Raw genomic sequence first — 18,006 nt, 5'->3', positions numbered from 1 at the left:
ACTACGCTCGAGAACTGTTCCCCCCTGGTCTTGCTGCGAACCGCTAAGATGAAAACCATGCCATGGTGGTGAAGGCCACTGTAATCATCACAGGATGAAGATAGAGGGCTTGAGTGAGTTTCGAATCCGACCTGTCCCCGGAGATGTTAAAACCGACCCAGAGTCCGGATAACCGACCCGATGCTCGTGGACCAAAGACGCTGGAGCAGGCGATCGCCGAATCAACGCGACAAATGCGTAAAGCCCGTCGTCTCACATTGGCGGAACTGGCTGGGCGGGTTGGTATCTCACGTCAAATGCTGTCGAAAATCGAGAACGCGCAGACCTCGGCCTCCTTGGCTACGGTGGATGCGCTGGCTCAGGGGCTGGAAGTTCCCGTGACCAGCTTGTTTCGGGGTGCTGACTATGAAACCCAGGCAGTCTTTGTCAAAAATGGAGGCGGACAAGAAACCATTCGCCGCGGCTCCCACTTGGGCCATCTCTACCACTTGCTGGGAAAATTAACCGGTCACCACAGCAACCTCGAGCCACTGCTGGTCACGCTGACTGAGGACTCGGAGACCGTTCCGCTGTTCCAGCACGCCGGAACCGAGTTCGTCTATGTACTCGAAGGAGAGATGGAGTACCAGCACCAAGAAACCACCTACCACATGCAGGTCGGCGACAGCATCACCTTCGATGGTGAAGGAATCCATGGGGCGACGAAGATTCTGCAGGCACCGGTCAGGTTCCTGTCGGTTTTCGTCTCCGATGAAAAAGTCCTGCACAGCTTTGAGCCCGAGGAAGGCTCTGCTACGGAAGAGCAGTAGTTCTCCGTCGGGTTTGGAGGGAAGCTGAGTAACAGGCGAGGAGTTAGAGCGCGTGGATCCCCACTTCTGCGGTGTCCTGGTGTAGTTCCTGAGGCCTGCGTCGTCGGGTGTGGGGTCGGTGCAGGAGAAAGACGATGGTGCAGGAGAAAGACGATCATGGGATGAAGGAGAGGTCCGTGAGGTTGTGGTCACTACACCCGCAACATCTCGATGCCAAGGGTCTTGTCGCGTGTTGGCGCGAAGCATTGCTGGCGCAGAAGGTGCTTGCCGGCGGAACAGTCGGCTACCGCAACCATCCACAGTTGGTGCGCTTTTGGGAACAACAGTCCCCATTGGTAGCGATCGGGGCCTACCTCACCGGAGTACACGACCAGGCCACCGACCGCGGATATCGCTTCAACCCAGAGTTGATCCAGCGCCCAGTCTCCGATTGGTCCACGGTGGCCCCGATCACTGTCAGCGACGGGCAGGTGGACTACGAGTGGAACCATTTAGGAGCTAAACTTGCCGCGCGTTCGTCCGCCGACTACCGACGCTGGCAAACCGAGTCTGCCGAAGTCCACCCGGTGTTTCGCGTCGTTCTCGGTGAGGTCGCTGACTGGGAAAAGATGTGAAAAACCTCGCAGGGTACCACCCCGTTAGGTCTCCGGGTCGGCTTCTAGACTGGGGATATGACCCACGATCCCAACACATCCGATTCCGCTGTCACCGGCTCAGGATTCGACTTCCACACCCGGAAATGGGTTAAGCCAGAAGATCTCAATGCCCACGGCACCCTCTTCGGTGGCGCCCTGGTGCGTTGGATCGACGAGGAAGCCGCGATCTACGCGATTTCGCAGATGGGCAATAAACGTGTGGTGACCAAATTGATCTCCGACATCAACTTCATCTCCTCGGCCGTGCAGGGTGACCTCATTGAGCTGGGGCTGAATGTCACCGGGTTTGGGCGCACCTCGATGAGCCTGTCTGCCGAAGTTCGGAATATCGAGACCCGCACCTTGATTCTGTCGGTCGACCAGATGGTGTTCGTGGCATTGGGAGAAGACGGCCGGCCCGCTCCGCATGGCTATACCGAGATCGCCGACGATCACGACCGTATCCCTACCCGATAACCTCGTGTGAGCTCGCCAACTTGTGCGTGAGGTGCATCACTGTCTAGAGTTACGCAGGTCTCAATAATTTATACCTGCGGAAGGTAGGGCCTGATGCACAACGAGCAGAGCGCACCGTCGCCAGAAAAGAAACCTCGTCGCCGAAGTTGGTTTGGTCCCGGTCTGTTGATCAGTGCCTCCTTTATCGGCCCGGGTACTGTCACTACTGCCACCGTCGCCGGTGCAGATTTCGGGTTCGCCTTAGCCTGGGCCGTGGTGTTCTCCATCCTGGCGACCGTCATCTTGCAGGAAATGTCGGCCCGCTTGGGCGTGATGACCAATAAAGGTCTTGCCGAAATCATGCGCGAGACCTTTACCCATCCGCTGAGCAAGACCTTCATGATCGTGTTGGTCGTGGCGGCGATCGGTGTGGGTGGGGCGAGCTACGCCGGAGGGGACACCACCGGTACTGCTCTGGCCATCGACCAGCTGATTCCGCTCCCGATGCCGGTCTTGGCGGCCATTGTCGGTGGCATCTTGCTCCTGTTGTTGCTGACCGGTAGCTACAAGATCGTCGAGCGGGTGATGACCGTGCTGGTGATCATCATGGCACTGGTCTTTTTCCTCACCGTGATCGTGGTGCGCCCAGACTTTGGGGCCTTCCTGTCGGGCGTTTTCGCACCCAGTTTGCCGGCCGGATCCGCGCTGACCGCTATTGCGTTGATCGGTACCACTGTGGTGCCTTATAACGTCTTCCTCCACTCCTCACTGGTCCAGGAAAAGTGGGGTCATGAACCCGACCGTGAGCAGTCGCTGAAAGAAGCCAAAGTTGATAACGCCGTGTCGATCTCGATTGGTGGTTTGATCACCTTGGCCGTGCTGGCCACCTCGGCCGGAACGCTGTTCGTGCACGGTGTCAGCGCCCAATCAGCTGCCGATATGGCCACCCAGCTTGAGCCCCTCCTCGGACCGGCTGCCCACTGGGTATTTGCCATTGGGCTCTTCGCTGCCGGTTTGACCTCCGCGCTGGCCGGGCCACTGGGTGCTGCCTACGCGATTTGCGGGATTGTCGGCTGGAAAGCCGACATGAGCTCCTGGCCCTTCCGGCTGATCGCGCTGGGCGTGGTCGTGATCGGCATCATCATTGCAGTCACCGGGGTTAATCCGGTGACGGTGATTGTTGTGGCCCAAGCTGCCAATGGGCTGATCTTGCCGATTATTGCCGGTTTCTTGCTTTACACCATGAATAAGGCCCGCGCATTGGGCACTCACCGTAATGGTGTGGCCGCCAACATCCTGGGCTTTGTTACCTTGCTGGTGGTCACCGGATTGGCGATCTTCCAGCTGGCGGATCTGTTTATTGGCTAGTTGCCACTGACCGCGTGGTCGTCCACGGCAGCATCCGACGGATCGGCCTGCTGAACCTCAGTCGGATCCTGACCGCGTTGATCTGCCCGCAACGCCTCGATCAGCTGTGCCTTATTCAGTGCTGAGCGTTGCGGCAGGTCACGCTGTTGGGCGTAGACATAGAGCTCCGCCTTGGACAGCCTGGAGTAGTCGGCGACCAGCCGGTAAGGCGGTTCGCCCTTGGCCTTCCAGTATCCGTGCACGTAGCTGTCGGCCTTGGACAGCTCCCAGCCGGAGCGGATGAACTCCCGCAACGGTCGCACCAGTGAGGATTCACCGACCAACCAGCCGAACACGTAGCCCTGCGGGCGGGGTAGCGAAGTGACCTTATCGACCAGCTCGTTGAGCGCCTTATTATTTTCGGGTGCTTCTAGCGCCTCGTCCGGGTGTGTCGGGTAGGCCCAGGTGATGGAGAAACCGGTCGGCAAATCCAGTTCGAACACTGCATCCGGGCCACTGGTGAGCACAAACAGCGCGCCCTGGGCGTTGGGCGGGAGCAAATCGATCCAGCGCAAGGTAGAGCCCAGCCCGGAGTCATCGGTGATCATCAGGTAGAAGTCGTAGTCGTTGGAGATCTTCAGCCCGGACTTCACACCCTGAATCCACACGGTGTCGCCGGGCTGGAGGTCCTCGGCCCATTCGGTACCCGGCCCACGTTGGTGGCGGGTGACGTAGAGCTCGATCGCGCCGGTCTCGGGCCAAAACCGTCGCACACTGTACTTGCGGGAGGCCGGCTTGGCCTCATCCCAGAACGGCAAGACGCCCTTGTCGGTTTCCCGCACCGTGCTGGGGGTCTTGACGCTTCCGTCCACGTCATGGGGTGGGATGAGAACGCGCACGTACTCTTCGACGAGATCTTCACTGACCGGCCGGATGTTGTCGGTTGCTGGGGTCAGCACCACGGAGATGAGGGTCGCCGAGATCGGGGTGATAGATTCAGCGCGCATCTGGTGGTGGCGTTGTGGGATCTTGACCTTGGCCTGTGCACGGGGACGCTGTGCCAACTGCTGTGAGGTCTCCTCAGCGTGTGCGAGCTGGTCTTTCAGCTCGCGCTGGGATTCTTTGGTGGCTTTCTTCTGTTGTTTCAGCTCGCGTTCGGCAGCCTTGAGTTTTTTCTTCAGGTCTTTCTTCTTCGAGCTCACAGCGATCTCCGAGGACAATCACGGCATGCACGCATGCCCCAGCGGTTCAGCATTTTTAGGCTACGTCGTGCGGTGGACAGACTCCAAAAAATGTGAGCGAGACCGCCTGTCAGCTCGGCGTGCTACCGGGGTGAGGGGCTGTCGTCGGCCGGGGCTCTTTCCTGCAGTGCCCGGCGATGATCGAGCAGGGCGACCATACTGGCGCCGGCCATGCAGAAGACAATCACTGCCAGGGCGGTCATAAAAGCCACGTCCCAGTTGGCTGCTGAGGAGAGCTCAAACAAGATGGTGGTGATCAGCGCAGTACCCATCGCGGTGCCAATGCGTTGGCCGGTCTGCATCACCCCGGCCGCCGCCCCAGAATTCTGGACCGGCACATCCATCAGGGTCAGGGTTTGATTGGGGGAGACCACCAGGCCTTGTCCCATCCCGCTGATGGTCAGCGCCAGCATCATCCACCACGGGCTCAGGCCCCAGACCAGGTGACCGGCGACCACACCGGCAGTGAGTGCCATCGAGACCATGACAATCCCCATCCCGATCGCGACCAGTTTGCGGCCGACGTTCAACACGAGTTTGCCACCCAGCTGTGCCGAGAAGGCGCCGATCAGTGCCGACGGCAGACCGATCAGTGAGGCAGCCAGCGCGGAGAAATCCATCCCGGCCTGCAGGTACATCGCCACGCTGACGAAGATCGAGGTGGAGCCGGTGAAGTACAGTCCGATCAGCAACACGCCGTTGCGATAGCCACGGATGCGAAACAGGTCGAGGTTGACCATCGGGTCATGGCCGGCCCGACGGTAATGGTGTTCCCAACCCAGCCAACCGATGAAGGCCAGCAGACCGGCGACGAGGATCAGCACCACCCACCAGCCTTCGGTGAGTTCGATGAAGGCCAACATGATCAACAACACCGCAACTGCCAGGGTGATCATCCCGACCGGGTCAAGGTCGGGGTGGGCGCGTGGGGCGACATCTGCGGTGCTGCCGGGCCGCTGCCAGGCCGAGGCGGGAAACCACCAGCGGGCAAAGATCACGGCAAAGATGGCGATAGGGACATTGACGAGGAAGGTCCAGCGCCAGCCCCATTCGGGTCCGGCCAGGCTGATCAGGGTGCCGCCCAGGACCGGGCCAATGGCCACCGAGACCGAGATCAGACTGCCGGAGATCGCAAAAGCTCGGGCGCGTTGTTGGCCACGGAAGTATTGCTGAATAAAGCCCATGGTTTGGGGGTTGAGCAGACCGGAGCCGATTCCGGTGAGCACGCGGGCGGCGTCTAGCACCAGCCCGGTCGGTGCTAGGGCCGAGAGCAGAGAGCCGACGCCGAACAGGGAGACTCCGGCGACGAAGAGTTTGCCCCGTCCGTAGATGTCTCCGGCCCGTCCGCCGGCGACCAGGGTGATACCAAAGGCCAGCGTGTAGCCGGAGAGTACCCACTGAATCTGGGAGGTGGTGGCATCCAGGGTGGTCGACAGGGAGGGGAGGACAACGTTGATGCTGGAGACCGCCAGCAGAGACATAAACATTGGCACCATCACCACCGCCAGAAGTTGTTTCTGGGTGGTCGTCATTGAGGGTGCTGAGGACACGGTATTGCTCAGGATTCCGGGGACGGGGCTCGACGGTTAGCGCACGGTCTGGGCGATGCCGGGCCGAGGCTGGGGGAGGGTGATGGCACGCAGGCTGGCCCGTCGGTCGAAGAGCTCTTGGGCCATGATCGGGGTCAGCGCCCGCTCGGGGAACAGCTCACCGAGGATCTCGAAGGCTTCGTGGTCGGCAGGGTCGATGAAACGCGGAACCAGCAAGAGCTCGTTGAGCACCCGGAAATCCAAGTAGGACCAGTTCACCGGCCCCAGGGCGTCCGAATGGGTCTGTGGAGCCGAGATGGGGATGATCGAGAGCCGACGGCCGGAGGCATCAGTTTGTTGGGAGAGCAGGGCCTCGGTCTCTGCACTGATGCGGTGGTCGGGATGGGAGGGGTCGTTTTGCTGGTGCAACACCACGGTGCCGGGCTCAATGAAGTTCACCAGGTGGTCAATATGTCCGCCGGTACGCCCCCGGCCAGAACCGCGGGTGAGGCCCTGCGGGATCCACATGACTTTGTTGATCCCGGCCAGCCGGTGCAATTCGCGTTCTACGGTGTCGTGATTCCAACCGGGGTTACGTCGCTGGTCGGTGAGCAGTTGTTCGGAGGCGATGGCGGTTCCTGCGCCATCACTGACCCAGGAACCACCTTCGGCGACCATTAGCGACAGCTGACGGGGGAAGTTCTTCCCGCTGCGTCCAAGTTTTTCGGCCATAGTGCCCGGAGCAATATCATCGAGCCGGTATTCCACCCCGGGGGCGCGACCGAAGCCGTTGAAGGTCCAGTCAATCATGGTGACGCGTTTGCGTCCGGGACGTCCGGACCGGCGCGGAGTGGGGGGATCGGAGACGACAAAACTGGGGCCGGTTCGACCCAAAAGTGCGTTATTTAGTGGCACGTGCAGGCGAGGAATCTCATGCAGCAGATACGTATCAACGGTCTCCCCGTCGGCGGGATCCACCAACATTGCCACCGGAACGGTGCGGTGAATTGTCTCAGCGACCCGGGACCAGAGCCGACGAGATGACGACAACTGCCAGCTGGTGGTGGCATTCAGGGAGTTCAAGGGTGGGAAAGCCATCCAGACGCGTTCAACCGGATCTGATTCAGGAACAAGTTCCCACGCGCTTGTACGCTGCGCGGACTGCATCATCACCCACCTTGTCGCCGTCGAAAAATGGCCCGATGTCCACCATCATACGGGGTTTTATTCACACCCGTGCCGAGGCTGATTCACATCTCGTGACCTCGGGGCTAATCTCACGACACCCGGCCGTTCTAGACTAGCTAATCTATGTCATCTCGGGCTACTTTCACTGCGTGTACACCTGGTGAGTGTGCAACGCTCAATCGTTGCTGATCATTCGACCTCACAGCGCGCACCAGAGATAAGGCACACAACACACAACAGAAAACACCAGAGAAGTCACAATAGAAGAGAGGAATAATGACAATACTGCTGGGTCTGCTCGTGGGATGCATTATGCCAGCACAGGCCGCCATCAACGCCAGGTTGCGCGTTGCGGTCCAATCGCCATGGGTGATGTCGACGATCTCCTTTGGCGTCGGGACAGCCGGGCTCGCGATCCTGGCATTGATTGCTGATGGCGGTATCGGATTCGATCTCGTCGGGGTAGCAACTCAACATCCGTGGTGGATCTGGCTGGGCGGTGCCTTCGGCATGGTGGGCATGACGTCTATCGTGTTGTTGATCCCGCACCTCGGGGCGATGCTCACCACGGTTTCGCTGTTGGTGGGTCAGATTCTCACCGCCGCGCTCGTTGATCACTTTCAACTCTTTAACGCACCCCACCACCGGCTGACCCCGCTGCGCGTGGTGGGAATGGTTCTGGTACTGGTTGGCGCCATCGCCACGGTATATCTGGGCAACCGGGCTAGTCTGAGGTTGCAACGCAACCTGCAACGGATGGCCGATGACGATCCGATGGCCGGTCAGAGCACCAGACAGGTGTTGCTATTGTTGGCCGGTCTGGGCATCGGGTTGCTCTACGCTTTTCAGGCCGCGGTCAACGGCACCTTGGGTGAGGTGCTGGGGTCGCCGGTGAAATCTGCGCTGATTTCTTTCACCGTCGGATTCGTCGGGTTGTTGATCTTGCTGATCATTTTGCGCCCGCGACTGCAACTCACCGACCCCACCGGCAAGGGCAACCCCTGGTGGATCTGGATCGGAGGTCTGATTGGGGCCATCTATATCTACACCACCGCGGTGCTGGTGCCGCTACTCGGTGCTGGGGCTACGATGATTCTCTTGCAAACCGGCATGTTGATCGGCTCACTGATCATCGACTCCTTCGGTCTCTTCCACGCGGCCAAGAAGCCTTTCGTGCCCGCACAACTGTTGACCTTAGTGGTGATGCTCAGCGGTGTCGCGGTCATCGAATTCGTCGGCTGAGCCGTACCGAGCGATCTTGAGGTTTGCCGAGGAGTTGTTGAGAATGAAACAAGACACACGGTGAGAAAGGGACGGTGCACAGGTGAGCCCATCACAGGATCCCATCACGGACGAGTCGGTCCAGGCCTGGGCTCAGTCCCTGGCGCAAACCACCCAACAGCCCCTGCCGACGATTCTGCAAACCTTAGCCACCGATACCGACCGCGAGGTTTTTAGCGAACTCCTCCATCGTGTGATCCGCCCCGATGACCCGGGTGAAACCGTCGACGCCATCACCGAACTGAGGTCTCGCCCACGCCAGGGGTGGCCCGAAAACGTCGAGGCGGCACTGAAAACAGCCGCCCGCTTTGCCCGGCGCGCACCCGGCTATGCTCGCAACCAGATCATCAACGTGATGGCCGAAGGACTGGATGCTGTCATTGATACCCCGCAGACCGAGCCGACCCCCGGTGCCGACCTGCAGATTATGGAAGCTAGCGTGCTCGGCCGGTCGCAGGCTGCCAAACGCGTGGAACGTCTGCGGGTGCTGCTGGACCGACCGGCGTGGGGCTCGGTTACCGTCCCGTTGGCCGAGGTCTTAGCTCCGGCCCCGCACTGGGCGTTCAAAGAAACCATCCGCGACCTGGAAACGGTGCTGGGTCCATTGCTGGAGTTACTGGCCAGCACGAACCGGGCCGAGGCCTCAGAGCACCCCGACGACACCTGGGAACCGCGGGCGGTCTTCCTCAAGATCCAGTACGACTGCCAGCTCACGGTGCTCGAGCACCTGGTGCTGAACCTGTGCGAACGCCAAGAGCTGCGCGGACTAGTGCTCGGCCTCGATCTGCCCACGCCCTTTGATACCACCAGCTCGACACAGCTGACCGAGCTACATCAGCGCTTCGCCACGGTTCTCCAGCGGGTCTATACCGCCACCGGCCACCGGGCAGTCATCCGGCTCAACACCGCCGACCACCGCGCGCTGAGCGGCGCCCAGCAGTCATATGTCCTCTGGTCGGCTTGGATTCAGCACGTCATGACCCCTGAGATCATGGAGCGGGCAGATCTGCGGATCCGGGTGGTCAACCCCTGGGATACCCAGCAACTGCACCGGCTGGCTGAACTCTACGACCTCGAAGCACGCCTGCACCCCGGTGGATCGGTGACTACCGAGCTGATGCGAGGTGTACCCGCTGAACTAGTCGAGCACTTACAGGCCGAACACCACCGGGTACGGCGCTATGGTCTGCTGGTGTGGCAGACCGATACCCGGCTGATTATCCGGGCCCTGTACCACCGCCTCCTGCACGGTGACGTGGCTGCGGGCCTGGACCAACAGCCCTTGAACGGGCCCTATTTCGGATTCCAGACCCGGCCGGTGTACCCCCATCAGGATTCTCTGCAGCAGTTACGCGCCGGACGACAGATCCTTGCCTGCCTGCCCGACTCTCAGCTCGGGACACCATCGGTAACGGCACACACGCTGAATACGCCAGATGATGTGCGTGCCGTCGTGGATCGGGCTGTTGCAGCACAGCGACCAGATCAGCAAGATCAGCACCCCGAACCGGATGTCCTCTCCCATCTCTCGGAGCGAGTGGCTGTTGTCGATGAGCTCATCGCGACCATGGATACCCAGCGCGATCAATTGCTGGAGGTGCTATGTTCGGAAACCGGACGAACCCTGACCGACGCGGTGGAAGAATACGGTGACGCCATCGATGCGGTCCGGTGGAACCAGACCGTTGCCCAACAGTTACCCGCGCTACGCGGTGCCCGCCCTGTTGCGGCCACCCCGACCTTGCTTCTCAGTGGCCGATCCCATCCGCTGGTCGAAGTCTTCGGCGTGGTGACGGCAATCTATCTCACCGGCGGAGGCTGTGTCATCTCGCCCGACCCGCTCACGGCTCGCACCACCGCGGTGAGCGTGGACATCCTACAGCGCACCCTGGCCGAGCGTCTCGTCGATTTCGCGGTGGTCCGGGCCGGCGACGAGGACTTTTTGGGTCGAGTGCTCTGTACCGACCCGCGGTGGGCCACGGTCGTGCACTTCGGGCCCGATACCGCAGCCCACCGATTGCGGATCATGAAACCCGATATGCCCTTGATCTCCGGGTTCTCATCGAAAAACGCCATGATCATTACCCCCACCGCCGATATTGACCAGGCGGTGGCCGATGTGGTCACCTCGGCCTTCACCACCGCCGGACAGACTCCAGCGTCGTGTTCGCTCGTGGTGCTGGTTGGTTCCATGACCGGCTCCGCACGATTCAAAAACCAGCTGGTCGATGCCACCGAATCCCTCGAAATCGGATACCCTACTGATCCGCGGGTTCACCTCGGGCGACTCGTGGAACCACCGGCCACACCCCTCAACCGCGGATTGCGCGAATTAGGGCCCGGAGAATCCTGGTGGCTGGCCCCAGCCGAGCAGGACAGCACCGGTCGGCTCTACTCGCCGGGACTGCGAGCCGGAGTGCGGGTGGGCTCGGATGCCCACATCAGCGAATACCGTGGTCCGGTACTGTCAATTATGGAGGCCGACACTGTGGAAGACGCTATCGAGATCATCAACATGACTCCCTACGGTCTCAGTGCTGGCATCCACACCGCCGATGAGCACTCTCAACGGGTTTTTCGGGAGAAGATTCATGCTCCCATCCACTTCTACAACGCGCCCATCAACCGCATCCGCCCTGGAATCCTCGGGCTGACTGGGGTGAAGCACTCCGCCTCCGGGATGTTGGGGGCCCTGGGCGCCCGCTCCTGGCTCAACCAGTTCATGACGTGGCGTGACGCTGCCCGCACCACCCCACAATCTCAACCCTCCGCTTTGGTTAGCGCACTGGCAGGTCTACCCACTGCGGTGCAACGCCTCTTGGCCGCGGCCGAAGCCGATGGTGTGGCTAGCGACTGGGTCAGTGAAGCAGCCCGCTCGGATGCCCGCGAGCTAAAAACACTGCTGGGCACCCACCAGGTAGCCTCCCCGGCCGGGCTCCCACGACAGCACAGGATCATCGTCGAAGCCTGGGCCGAACCCACACCGGTGACCATCCGCTGGGAAACCGGACCGCTGCAACACCTGCTCCGCGTGGTCGCTGCAGGGTTAGCGATCGGTGCCACCATGACCGTCTCAGTGCCCCACGACCTACCCGAGCAGTTGCGCCAGCTGTTGGACCTGGATTCCACCGTGACCTACCGGTGCGAAGACGCCAGTAGCTTCCGGCGTAGCCTCCAAAAACAGCCCGCACCCGAACGGGCCACCGCCAGCGGACGTTTGATTCCCGAAATCACTGCCGAACCCCGGATTCGCCTGATTACCGATCACTCCACCCCCGAGGCCCAAGCCCACGGTAACCAGCTTGCCAGCGCAATCCTGCACGCCCGCGGTGCCGAAGCCCCGGTGACGCTGGTGCACCGTCCTGTCGTGAGTGCATCCCGGCTGGAAATGATGCCATTTGTGCACGAAAAATCGTCTCTGAGCAGTCGTGAAGTGCGGGAGAACTGAGGCGACCCGCACCGCAACGGAGCAACGTTACCGGCAAGACACCTCACGTTATTCATACGCTAACCCTCGTATGTTGAGCTAGGCATCACCGGTTACTCACACCTTTGAATATTGCAACAGCGAGGTCGCCGTCGTGGAAAATGCGCCAACAACACGGGCAGAAGCCCGTCGTCAACAACGGGTAGCAGCGACGAACCGTTGGACGCGGCCGGTAGCGGTGGTGGCCGCAACCCTCGCCTCAGCGGTGGCGATCAGCTACAGCGTAATCGCCGATCCCCCGGCCACCTCGGCCAAAGCCGACGGCGATGCTCAACGCACCGTCTCAACGATCGATACGGCTCTGCCACTGGCCTCCACCCACGTTTCGGTCGAGATGGGGGCCACTCTGGCCTCCATGCGACTGGGGCTATCTCCACTGGGCGGACCGGCCTACGATGAAGCCACCCTCAGCGCTGCCGGCATCAATATCCAGCAGGCCGGAGCCGGTGGCATCAAATCCTTACCCGGCGATATCAAACTCTCTCATCCGGTGGCCTCCACCCGCATCTCCTCACCGTTCGGCATGCGGAAGAACCCCACCGGCCCCGGCTTCCAATTCCACATCGGCCAGGACTACCCGGTGCCGTCTGGCACCCCGGTACGGGCCTCGGCGGACGGTACGGTGCGCTTCGCCGGCTGGCACCCCACCGGCGGGATGCGCGTGGAAATCGACCACGGTCACGGTGTGGCCACCGCCTACTCGCACAACTCCCAGCTGGCCGTGCGCGTCGGCGATCGGGTCTCCCGCGGCGAGCTGATCGCAGCCGCCGGGTCCACCGGAAACTCGACCGGCCCCCACGTGCACTTCGAAGTCATCGTCAACGGTCGCTGGGTCGATCCGGCCGACTACCTGCCGGCCGTGCCAAACCAGCCACGGGCGATGACCGAAGAAGAACTGCGCCGACTCTACGAGGTGGACGAACCCACTGAGTCCGCCTCCCCGTCGGAGGAACCCAGCGAGTCCGCCTCCCCATCGGAATCCGCTTCACCGTCACCGAGCGCCGCACCGAGTTCGACCCCCCGGGAGTCTCGCTCTTCTGCACCGTCTCGGTCCTCGGCACCCTCGCGCGGATCCTCGCGTTCACAGGCACCGTCTCGGACGCAGGCCCCCTCGCGCTCGCAATCGCCGAGCCGACCACAGAGCACCCCGAGTCGTTCGTCCTCGGCCCCGTCTCCCCGGCCCTCCCGGTCGACCCCGACATCCCGGCCCACCACCCCGCCCGCCGAGCGCCCCACGCCCACGCAACCGACGGAAACGAAGGCTGCCGCAGCGACCTCGGTCCCCGGCACATCGAACGACTAAAAGACCACGGGGCGATCCTCCCGGTTGCGTTTGAACTCACACCACTTTGCAACGACGGGATCTCTACGCTCTGGGCGCTGGAATCTAGGACAGCTGGCTCACCGCTGGTCCGGCTGTGCCCAGATGAGGCTGATCTTCCTCGGCTCCGAACGAGCTCTGGTGGTAGCAACCGCCGCACTCGGCTGGTGGATACCGCTGATCGTCACGGTCCTGGTAGGCCCACCCAAATGATCGCTCACCCCACCACCACCGGACAGGGTGAGCCTTGTGAGTCTTCGTCCTAGACTAAACACCATGCCCCGTTCCGTCCCCCGCCCCGCTGACCGGCCACGCTCCGCTCCCGGTTGGTTGTGGGTGTTGGTCGTTGCGGCGGTGCTCACCCAGACCGGGGTGCAACTGTTGCGTCCGGTGACCAGCTATCAGCTGCTCTCTTTCGGATACGGTGAAACCGAGATCGGGGCCACCACCGCCGTCTACGCCATCTTGCCCCTCGTGCTCGCCATGCCACTGGGCCGAGCCACCAGCGTTATCGGCGATATCCGTTGGATCATGATCTGTGGCACGGTGCTGCTGGGCGCCGGCGGGGCCGTGCTGGGATCAGCCACCGAGCTGATCGGGGTCTTCGCCGGCTCAATATTGCTGGGGGTGGGCCACCTGATGTTCACCCTCGCCGGCCAATCAGTGGTCTCGCGCCGATCCTCGGCCACCGTCATGGATTTAGGGTTCGGACTGTTTACCGCCGCCTTCTCGGCCGGGCAAATGCTCGGGCCGTTCCTGTCGGGGCTCATCCTGGGATCTCGGGCTGAAGCCTCCGAGATCACCACCGCTCTGTGGGTCGGTTCCCTGCTATGCTTCGGGGCCGTGCCCCTACTGTTCGGCCTACGTGGTTCCTCGTCCGACCAGGACTCCGTAGCCAGATCCCGCAACGAGGGCGACCAGCGCACCCAGACTGGGAGCTTGCCCATCTCAGGCACCAAACCCACGGCGCTACGGATTCTTCGGGTCCCAGGCATCGCCTCGAACATGTTCGCCGCCCTGGCCATGCTGGCGATGATCGACATTCTCGTGGCGTTTATGCCACTGGTCGGCGAAAGCCTTGGCGTCTCGCCGCTGGTTATCGGGGCGCTGTTGTCGGCTCGCGGGCTGGCCTCGGTGATCTCCCGAGTGTTCCTGCCCATCGTCACCCGTCACGTCTACCGCAATACGGTGCTGATTGGCGCAGTGGGGATCTCCGGGATCGCCGTAGCCTTAGTGCCGGTGGTGCTGAACGATTCTGCGGTAGGCATTGTAGCCGCGGGCGTGCTGATCAGTATCGGCGGGGTCTTCTTGGGCTTGGGCCAACCGTTGACCATGACCCAGATCTCCCAGGCGGTACCGCTCAACTGGCGCTCGCCGGCCCTGGCCCTGCGGCTGGTGGGTAACCGTGTTGGACAAGTCCTCATCCCGCTGGTGGCCGGGCTGGTGGCGACTCCCTGGGGTCCGGCCGGTGGGATCTGGTGCGCCAGTGCGCTCTTGCTGGTCTCCGCTACCGAACGACTGGGATTGAGACGATGGGGACCAGATCCCGATGAACGCGACCGCGATAACTAACGAGTGCGCTCCAGGCTGTTACGTAGCCTGGGTTTCATTGCCGGGACCGTGGTCGCGGTGGCGGGAGGCTATCACGAAGTAGACCACCGTTGAGGCCACGACCAGTAGCCCCAGGGTCAGTACGATCCAGACCCAGGTCTGTGAGTTCTGACGGGTCAGCGGGACTGTTTCTTCGCTCTGCTCAGCCTGTTCGTTCAATTGCTTTTGTTCACGTTCTTCGACGGAGTTCTCAATCTCGTCCCAGGACATCGCCGGCGCTGTCGAACGTTGCTCAGAGGGCTCGACATAGGCGCCCTGTGGCGGGCGTCGTAAGGCTGCGCCCTGATCCGATCCGAGGCCAAAGGCATCGTGGATGACTCCGGTGGGTCCGGAGGCGACATAACCCCTCCCCTCCGGGACGTCCTCGGGGCTCGGAGTTTGCTTGATGTCGGGCTCACCGCCACCCGTGTCGCGGGCCCCACCGGAGCCGTCTGGTTGCTCGGCGCCGGGCTGAGGGGGCCCGCCGGGTTGCTGGGGTTGACCCGGTTGGTGCGGTTCTCCAGGTTGTGGTGGCTGTTCCGGTTGCGCGGGTTCTTCCGGTTGGTCGGGTTGGCCCGGTCTCGGGGTGTTAGGAGGAGCATCAGGTTGCTGTCCTCCAGAATCACCCGGCCTGGTTCCTGGTCCGGGACTGGAAGTGGGGGAAGGGTCCTGGCCGGGGGAGGGAGGCGACGTAGCACTTGGCGATTGACTGTCGGACGGAGCGAAGGGGCCCACGGTGACCGAACACGTGGTGATAACCTCGTCGTCGCGGGTGACCTGCAGATTGAGCTCTTCCTGGCGGAGGTCACTGCCTTTGGGCCAGTAGACCACACGGGAGTCAGTGATCTGTACCGTCCCGGTGATAGCGGGTGGAGCGTGGCTGATCTCGTCACCCTCAGCTAGCCCGGTGAAGGTAATCGTGACCGGGGCCTTAGTGGTCGAGGTCGACCGACAGGTGATCTCGTCGTCGGGATCAGCTGGGGGTGATTCGGTGGTCTCGTGACTGCTCGGCTCGCTCGTGGGAGAGGACGGCTCATTAGGTGAAGACTGCTCTGTCGGTGAGGCAGAGTCATCGACCAGCTCGGTGGTCGGCGAGCCGGTCCCGGGCTGCAGACGGGGCTCGCCACTGGGGGTGCTGGGTTGCTGTGTCGCACCGGGTGTCTCGGTGGGCGCAGAGGTGGCTGGAAGCGTCGTGAGCGTGAGGGGAGCAACGAGGGAGGCGAGGCAGAGTGGCGTGAGCGCAACGAGACGCCACGACGATTTCACCGTGCGCATTCTCACTCCTTGGGGCTCTCAAATCGGTGTGACCCGGTAGGTCTGCTGGCTAAGTTCTTATGGCATTCCGGATAGTGCGCGGACTTGTCGTGCTTGAAGCCCTCGGTCGGAGGGCTCAAGATCAAATTCTACGCGTTGACCTTCAAGAAGTTTCTTGAATCCTTCATGGTCAATAAATTTATAGTGTACGAACACGTCATCGTTTTGGTCGGACGTAATAAAACCAAAGCCCTTTTCGGCGTTGAACCAACGAACAGTGCCTTGAGGCATGGCCGAGTACTCACTCCCTGCTGCGTGCCACAGCGTTGTCTCCAGACGTCACGGATCTGCACGACGTCAATTCAGGGACTATTCTAGCCAGAATGTGAGCCAGTATTGGTGTGATTAGCGGGAGGAATAGCCACGTAACTTATCTAGTTGGCGACGTTCTTTCTTGGTCGGTCGCCCGGTTCCGCGTTCGCGATAGGGTACGGCAAGTAAGTGTCGCGGTATGGGTTCTGGAGAGTGGTCAACATAGTGTTGGACGGCCACCGGGGCCCCAACGCGTCGGGAGAGCAAACCGGTGACTTCGAGAATGCGTTCGCGACCGGGTTGACGGAAGCTCACGGTATCGCCGACGTGGACTTTTTGGGAGGGTTTGACGGATTCACCGTCAATTTTCACGTGCCCGCCTTTGCATGCTGCGGTGGCTGCCGAACGAGTTTTATACATCCGCACCGACCAGAGCCAGACGTCGATGCGCACCGCTGAGGGATGACCAGTGGCAGTGGAGTTACTCATTGCCTTCGGCAGTCTTCAGATCTCGGAAAGCTCGGCGGTGTCGCACCAACGGTGAGGTTTGCTCGGTGCTGGAGGCCAGACCGTGGACTTCGAGAAGGACAATGTGGTGGTCGCCAGCTGGCAATTCGGCGTAGACGGAGGTGTCCAACCACTGGGCGGCTCCCTGAAGAAAAATAGAACCGCGTTCGGAATAGCGCAAGTCCAATCCGGCAAACCGGTCCTTACTGCGTGAAGCCAGCTGGGCGCAGATGTGAGATTGGCGTGACCCCATGATGGAGACACCGATGTGATCGGCTTCCCGCATCCGGGGCCAGGTGCGGGAGTGGTTCTGAATGGCAAAAGACACCAGAGGCGGTTCCACGGAGACACCGACGGTGAAGGAGGTGGCCACCAAACCTTCTTTAACCCCTTGAGCGTATCCGGCTAACGCCACGACGCCGGTGGGGTACTGTTCCAGGGCGTGACGCAAATTGTGAGGTGAGATGTCCTGAGTGAGGTCGGCACGTAACTCCGAAAATACGTCAAAGCTGGTCGCGGTCATCACAAACTCTCTGTGTTTTGTGTGCGCCCCGAATTCCCCGAAGATGAGCTAAACTCGGACGCGGTACTTGCCACTGTGGGGTATCCACAGGACCGAATCGTCACCTGGAGCACCCCACTACTCGCGAAGAGGGTTGCCGTTCCATCAGCCAGGGCTGTCAACGATGGAAACTCGTGATTCACGTTGTCTCAATGATCTTTAGCTTAGGCATTGAAGCCTGTGGGGTCAATTCGATAGGTCACGTGATGTCATGCGTGGTCAGGGTTCGGTTCCTGGCACTCCAGCGGGTGCGTCACCCGCTGGATAAACAGGCAAGCGTCGTCCAGCACCTCATCAGCCACGGGATATTTGCTCCCGGAGGTGAAGATCCCGTGGGGGACCCCGTGTAGGTGCCGGAATTGCACATCGACCCCAGCCTGGACCAGAGAGTGAGCGTAGGTGACGCCATCGGCGACGAGAGGGTCCAAGTCAGTCGAAACGATAACTGCCGGGCAACAGTGGGGCCCAATCTCTGCGTGCAGGGGGC

General features: G+C 61.5%; 16 protein-coding genes and 1 riboswitch. Of the genes, 8 read left to right on the top strand and 8 right to left on the bottom strand.

The features are described from left to right. The first annotated feature begins 113 nt into the window (after positions 1–113). The 4 genes from QDX22_RS07195 to QDX22_RS07180 all read left to right on the top strand — a co-directional run bounded on the left by QDX22_RS07195 (position 114) and on the right by QDX22_RS07180 (position 3,268). Complete coding sequence (locus tag QDX22_RS07195; RefSeq protein WP_233242871.1) at positions 114–809, top strand: helix-turn-helix domain-containing protein; 696 nt, start codon at positions 114–116, stop codon at positions 807–809. A gap of 176 nt (positions 810–985) precedes the next feature. Further along, the gene (locus QDX22_RS07190; RefSeq protein WP_122549281.1) at positions 986–1,423 is read left to right on the top strand and encodes a pyrimidine dimer DNA glycosylase/endonuclease V; all 438 of its coding nucleotides are present in this window, start codon (positions 986–988) and stop codon (positions 1,421–1,423) included. Between the two features lie 57 nt (positions 1,424–1,480). Then, positions 1,481–1,921, top strand: a complete 441-nt coding sequence (locus tag QDX22_RS07185) for an acyl-CoA thioesterase (RefSeq protein ID WP_122549253.1) — start codon at positions 1,481–1,483, stop codon at positions 1,919–1,921. 93 nt (positions 1,922–2,014) lie between these two features. Next, positions 2,015–3,268 carry an Nramp family divalent metal transporter gene (locus tag QDX22_RS07180; protein ID WP_122549254.1) on the top strand — a complete coding sequence of 418 codons (1,254 nt, stop codon included), beginning with the start codon at positions 2,015–2,017 and terminating at the stop codon, positions 3,266–3,268. On the opposite strand, the gene QDX22_RS07175 is transcribed toward QDX22_RS07180, so the two are convergent. The 3 genes from QDX22_RS07175 to QDX22_RS07165 form a co-directional block, all read right to left on the bottom strand. Next, positions 3,265–4,449 (bottom strand): siderophore-interacting protein, encoded by a 1,185-nt coding sequence (locus QDX22_RS07175; RefSeq protein WP_122549255.1) that lies wholly within the window; start codon positions 4,447–4,449, stop codon positions 3,265–3,267. The two genes, QDX22_RS07180 and QDX22_RS07175, sit on opposite strands and share 4 nt — an antisense overlap. A gap of 122 nt (positions 4,450–4,571) precedes the next feature. Next, complete coding sequence (locus QDX22_RS07170) at positions 4,572–6,020, bottom strand: MFS transporter (RefSeq protein WP_122549256.1); 1,449 nt, start codon at positions 6,018–6,020, stop codon at positions 4,572–4,574. A gap of 54 nt (positions 6,021–6,074) precedes the next feature. Next, the gene (locus QDX22_RS07165; RefSeq protein ID WP_279718185.1) at positions 6,075–7,184 is read right to left on the bottom strand and encodes an agmatine deiminase family protein; all 1,110 of its coding nucleotides are present in this window, start codon (positions 7,182–7,184) and stop codon (positions 6,075–6,077) included. Between the two features lie 297 nt (positions 7,185–7,481). Here QDX22_RS07165 and QDX22_RS07160 point away from each other — a divergent pair, with 297 nt between their 5' ends. The 4 genes from QDX22_RS07160 (at position 7,482) to QDX22_RS07145 (ending at position 14,866) form a co-directional block, all read left to right on the top strand. Next, positions 7,482–8,447, top strand: coding sequence for a DMT family transporter (locus tag QDX22_RS07160; RefSeq protein WP_110098100.1), 966 nt, complete (start codon positions 7,482–7,484; stop codon positions 8,445–8,447). 82 nt (positions 8,448–8,529) lie between these two features. Next, complete coding sequence (locus tag QDX22_RS07155) at positions 8,530–11,934, top strand: aldehyde dehydrogenase family protein (RefSeq protein WP_279717686.1); 3,405 nt, start codon at positions 8,530–8,532, stop codon at positions 11,932–11,934. 133 nt (positions 11,935–12,067) lie between these two features. Next, a complete protein-coding gene (locus QDX22_RS07150) occupies positions 12,068–13,276 on the top strand; it encodes a M23 family metallopeptidase (RefSeq protein WP_279674788.1) in 1,209 nt (402 codons plus the stop codon). 294 nt (positions 13,277–13,570) lie between these two features. After that, positions 13,571–14,866, top strand: coding sequence for an MFS transporter (locus QDX22_RS07145; RefSeq protein WP_122549259.1), 1,296 nt, complete (start codon positions 13,571–13,573; stop codon positions 14,864–14,866). A gap of 18 nt (positions 14,867–14,884) precedes the next feature. Here the strand turns inward: QDX22_RS07145 and QDX22_RS07140 are convergent, their stop codons facing one another. The 5 genes from QDX22_RS07140 to QDX22_RS07120 all read right to left on the bottom strand — a co-directional run bounded on the left by QDX22_RS07140 (position 14,885) and on the right by QDX22_RS07120 (position 18,001). After that, positions 14,885–16,159, bottom strand: a complete 1,275-nt coding sequence (locus QDX22_RS07140) for a hypothetical protein (protein ID WP_122549260.1) — start codon at positions 16,157–16,159, stop codon at positions 14,885–14,887. Between the two features lie 57 nt (positions 16,160–16,216). After that, on the bottom strand, positions 16,217–16,429 hold the full coding sequence (locus QDX22_RS07135; RefSeq protein WP_122549261.1) for a cold-shock protein: 213 nt from the start codon (positions 16,427–16,429) through the stop codon (positions 16,217–16,219). A gap of 114 nt (positions 16,430–16,543) precedes the next feature. After that, positions 16,544–16,939, bottom strand: a complete 396-nt coding sequence (locus QDX22_RS07130; protein WP_110098093.1) for an RNA-binding S4 domain-containing protein — start codon at positions 16,937–16,939, stop codon at positions 16,544–16,546. Beyond that, on the bottom strand, positions 16,932–17,480 hold the full coding sequence (locus QDX22_RS07125) for a flavin reductase family protein (RefSeq protein ID WP_110098092.1): 549 nt from the start codon (positions 17,478–17,480) through the stop codon (positions 16,932–16,934). Before QDX22_RS07125 ends, QDX22_RS07130 begins: the two co-directional genes overlap by 8 nt. A gap of 58 nt (positions 17,481–17,538) precedes the next feature. Next, positions 17,539–17,659, bottom strand: a riboswitch (SAM riboswitch). Positions 17,660–17,728: 69 nt separating this feature from the next. Beyond that, the gene (locus QDX22_RS07120; RefSeq protein ID WP_279718184.1) at positions 17,729–18,001 is read right to left on the bottom strand and encodes an alpha/beta hydrolase; all 273 of its coding nucleotides are present in this window, start codon (positions 17,999–18,001) and stop codon (positions 17,729–17,731) included. Positions 18,002–18,006: the final 5 nt, after the last annotated feature.

Origin of the sequence: Auritidibacter ignavus, from assembly GCF_029853775.1 — a bacterium.
In the GTDB taxonomy this organism is placed as follows: domain Bacteria; phylum Actinomycetota; class Actinomycetes; order Actinomycetales; family Micrococcaceae; genus Auritidibacter; species Auritidibacter ignavus.
Note: the sequence above shows the minus strand (reverse complement) of the source record. Positions and strands in the feature narration are given on the sequence as shown.

What these genes read in the sequence shown, in the direction of transcription:
- QDX22_RS07165 (WP_279718185.1), bottom strand. Translation starts at nt 7,184, where the DNA reads ATGCAGTCCGCGCAGCGTACAAGCGCGTGGGAACTTGTTCCTGAATCA.
- QDX22_RS07170 (WP_122549256.1), bottom strand. Translation starts at nt 6,020, where the DNA reads ATGACGACCACCCAGAAACAACTTCTGGCGGTGGTGATGGTGCCAATG.
- QDX22_RS07185 (WP_122549253.1), top strand. Translation starts at nt 1,481, where the DNA reads ATGACCCACGATCCCAACACATCCGATTCCGCTGTCACCGGCTCAGGA.
- QDX22_RS07130 (WP_110098093.1), bottom strand. Translation starts at nt 16,939, where the DNA reads ATGAGTAACTCCACTGCCACTGGTCATCCCTCAGCGGTGCGCATCGAC.
- QDX22_RS07135 (WP_122549261.1), bottom strand. Translation starts at nt 16,429, where the DNA reads ATGCCTCAAGGCACTGTTCGTTGGTTCAACGCCGAAAAGGGCTTTGGT.
- QDX22_RS07125 (WP_110098092.1), bottom strand. Translation starts at nt 17,480, where the DNA reads ATGACCGCGACCAGCTTTGACGTATTTTCGGAGTTACGTGCCGACCTC.
- QDX22_RS07180 (WP_122549254.1), top strand. Translation starts at nt 2,015, where the DNA reads ATGCACAACGAGCAGAGCGCACCGTCGCCAGAAAAGAAACCTCGTCGC.
- QDX22_RS07145 (WP_122549259.1), top strand. Translation starts at nt 13,571, where the DNA reads ATGCCCCGTTCCGTCCCCCGCCCCGCTGACCGGCCACGCTCCGCTCCC.
- QDX22_RS07140 (WP_122549260.1), bottom strand. Translation starts at nt 16,159, where the DNA reads ATGCGCACGGTGAAATCGTCGTGGCGTCTCGTTGCGCTCACGCCACTC.
- QDX22_RS07160 (WP_110098100.1), top strand. Translation starts at nt 7,482, where the DNA reads ATGACAATACTGCTGGGTCTGCTCGTGGGATGCATTATGCCAGCACAG.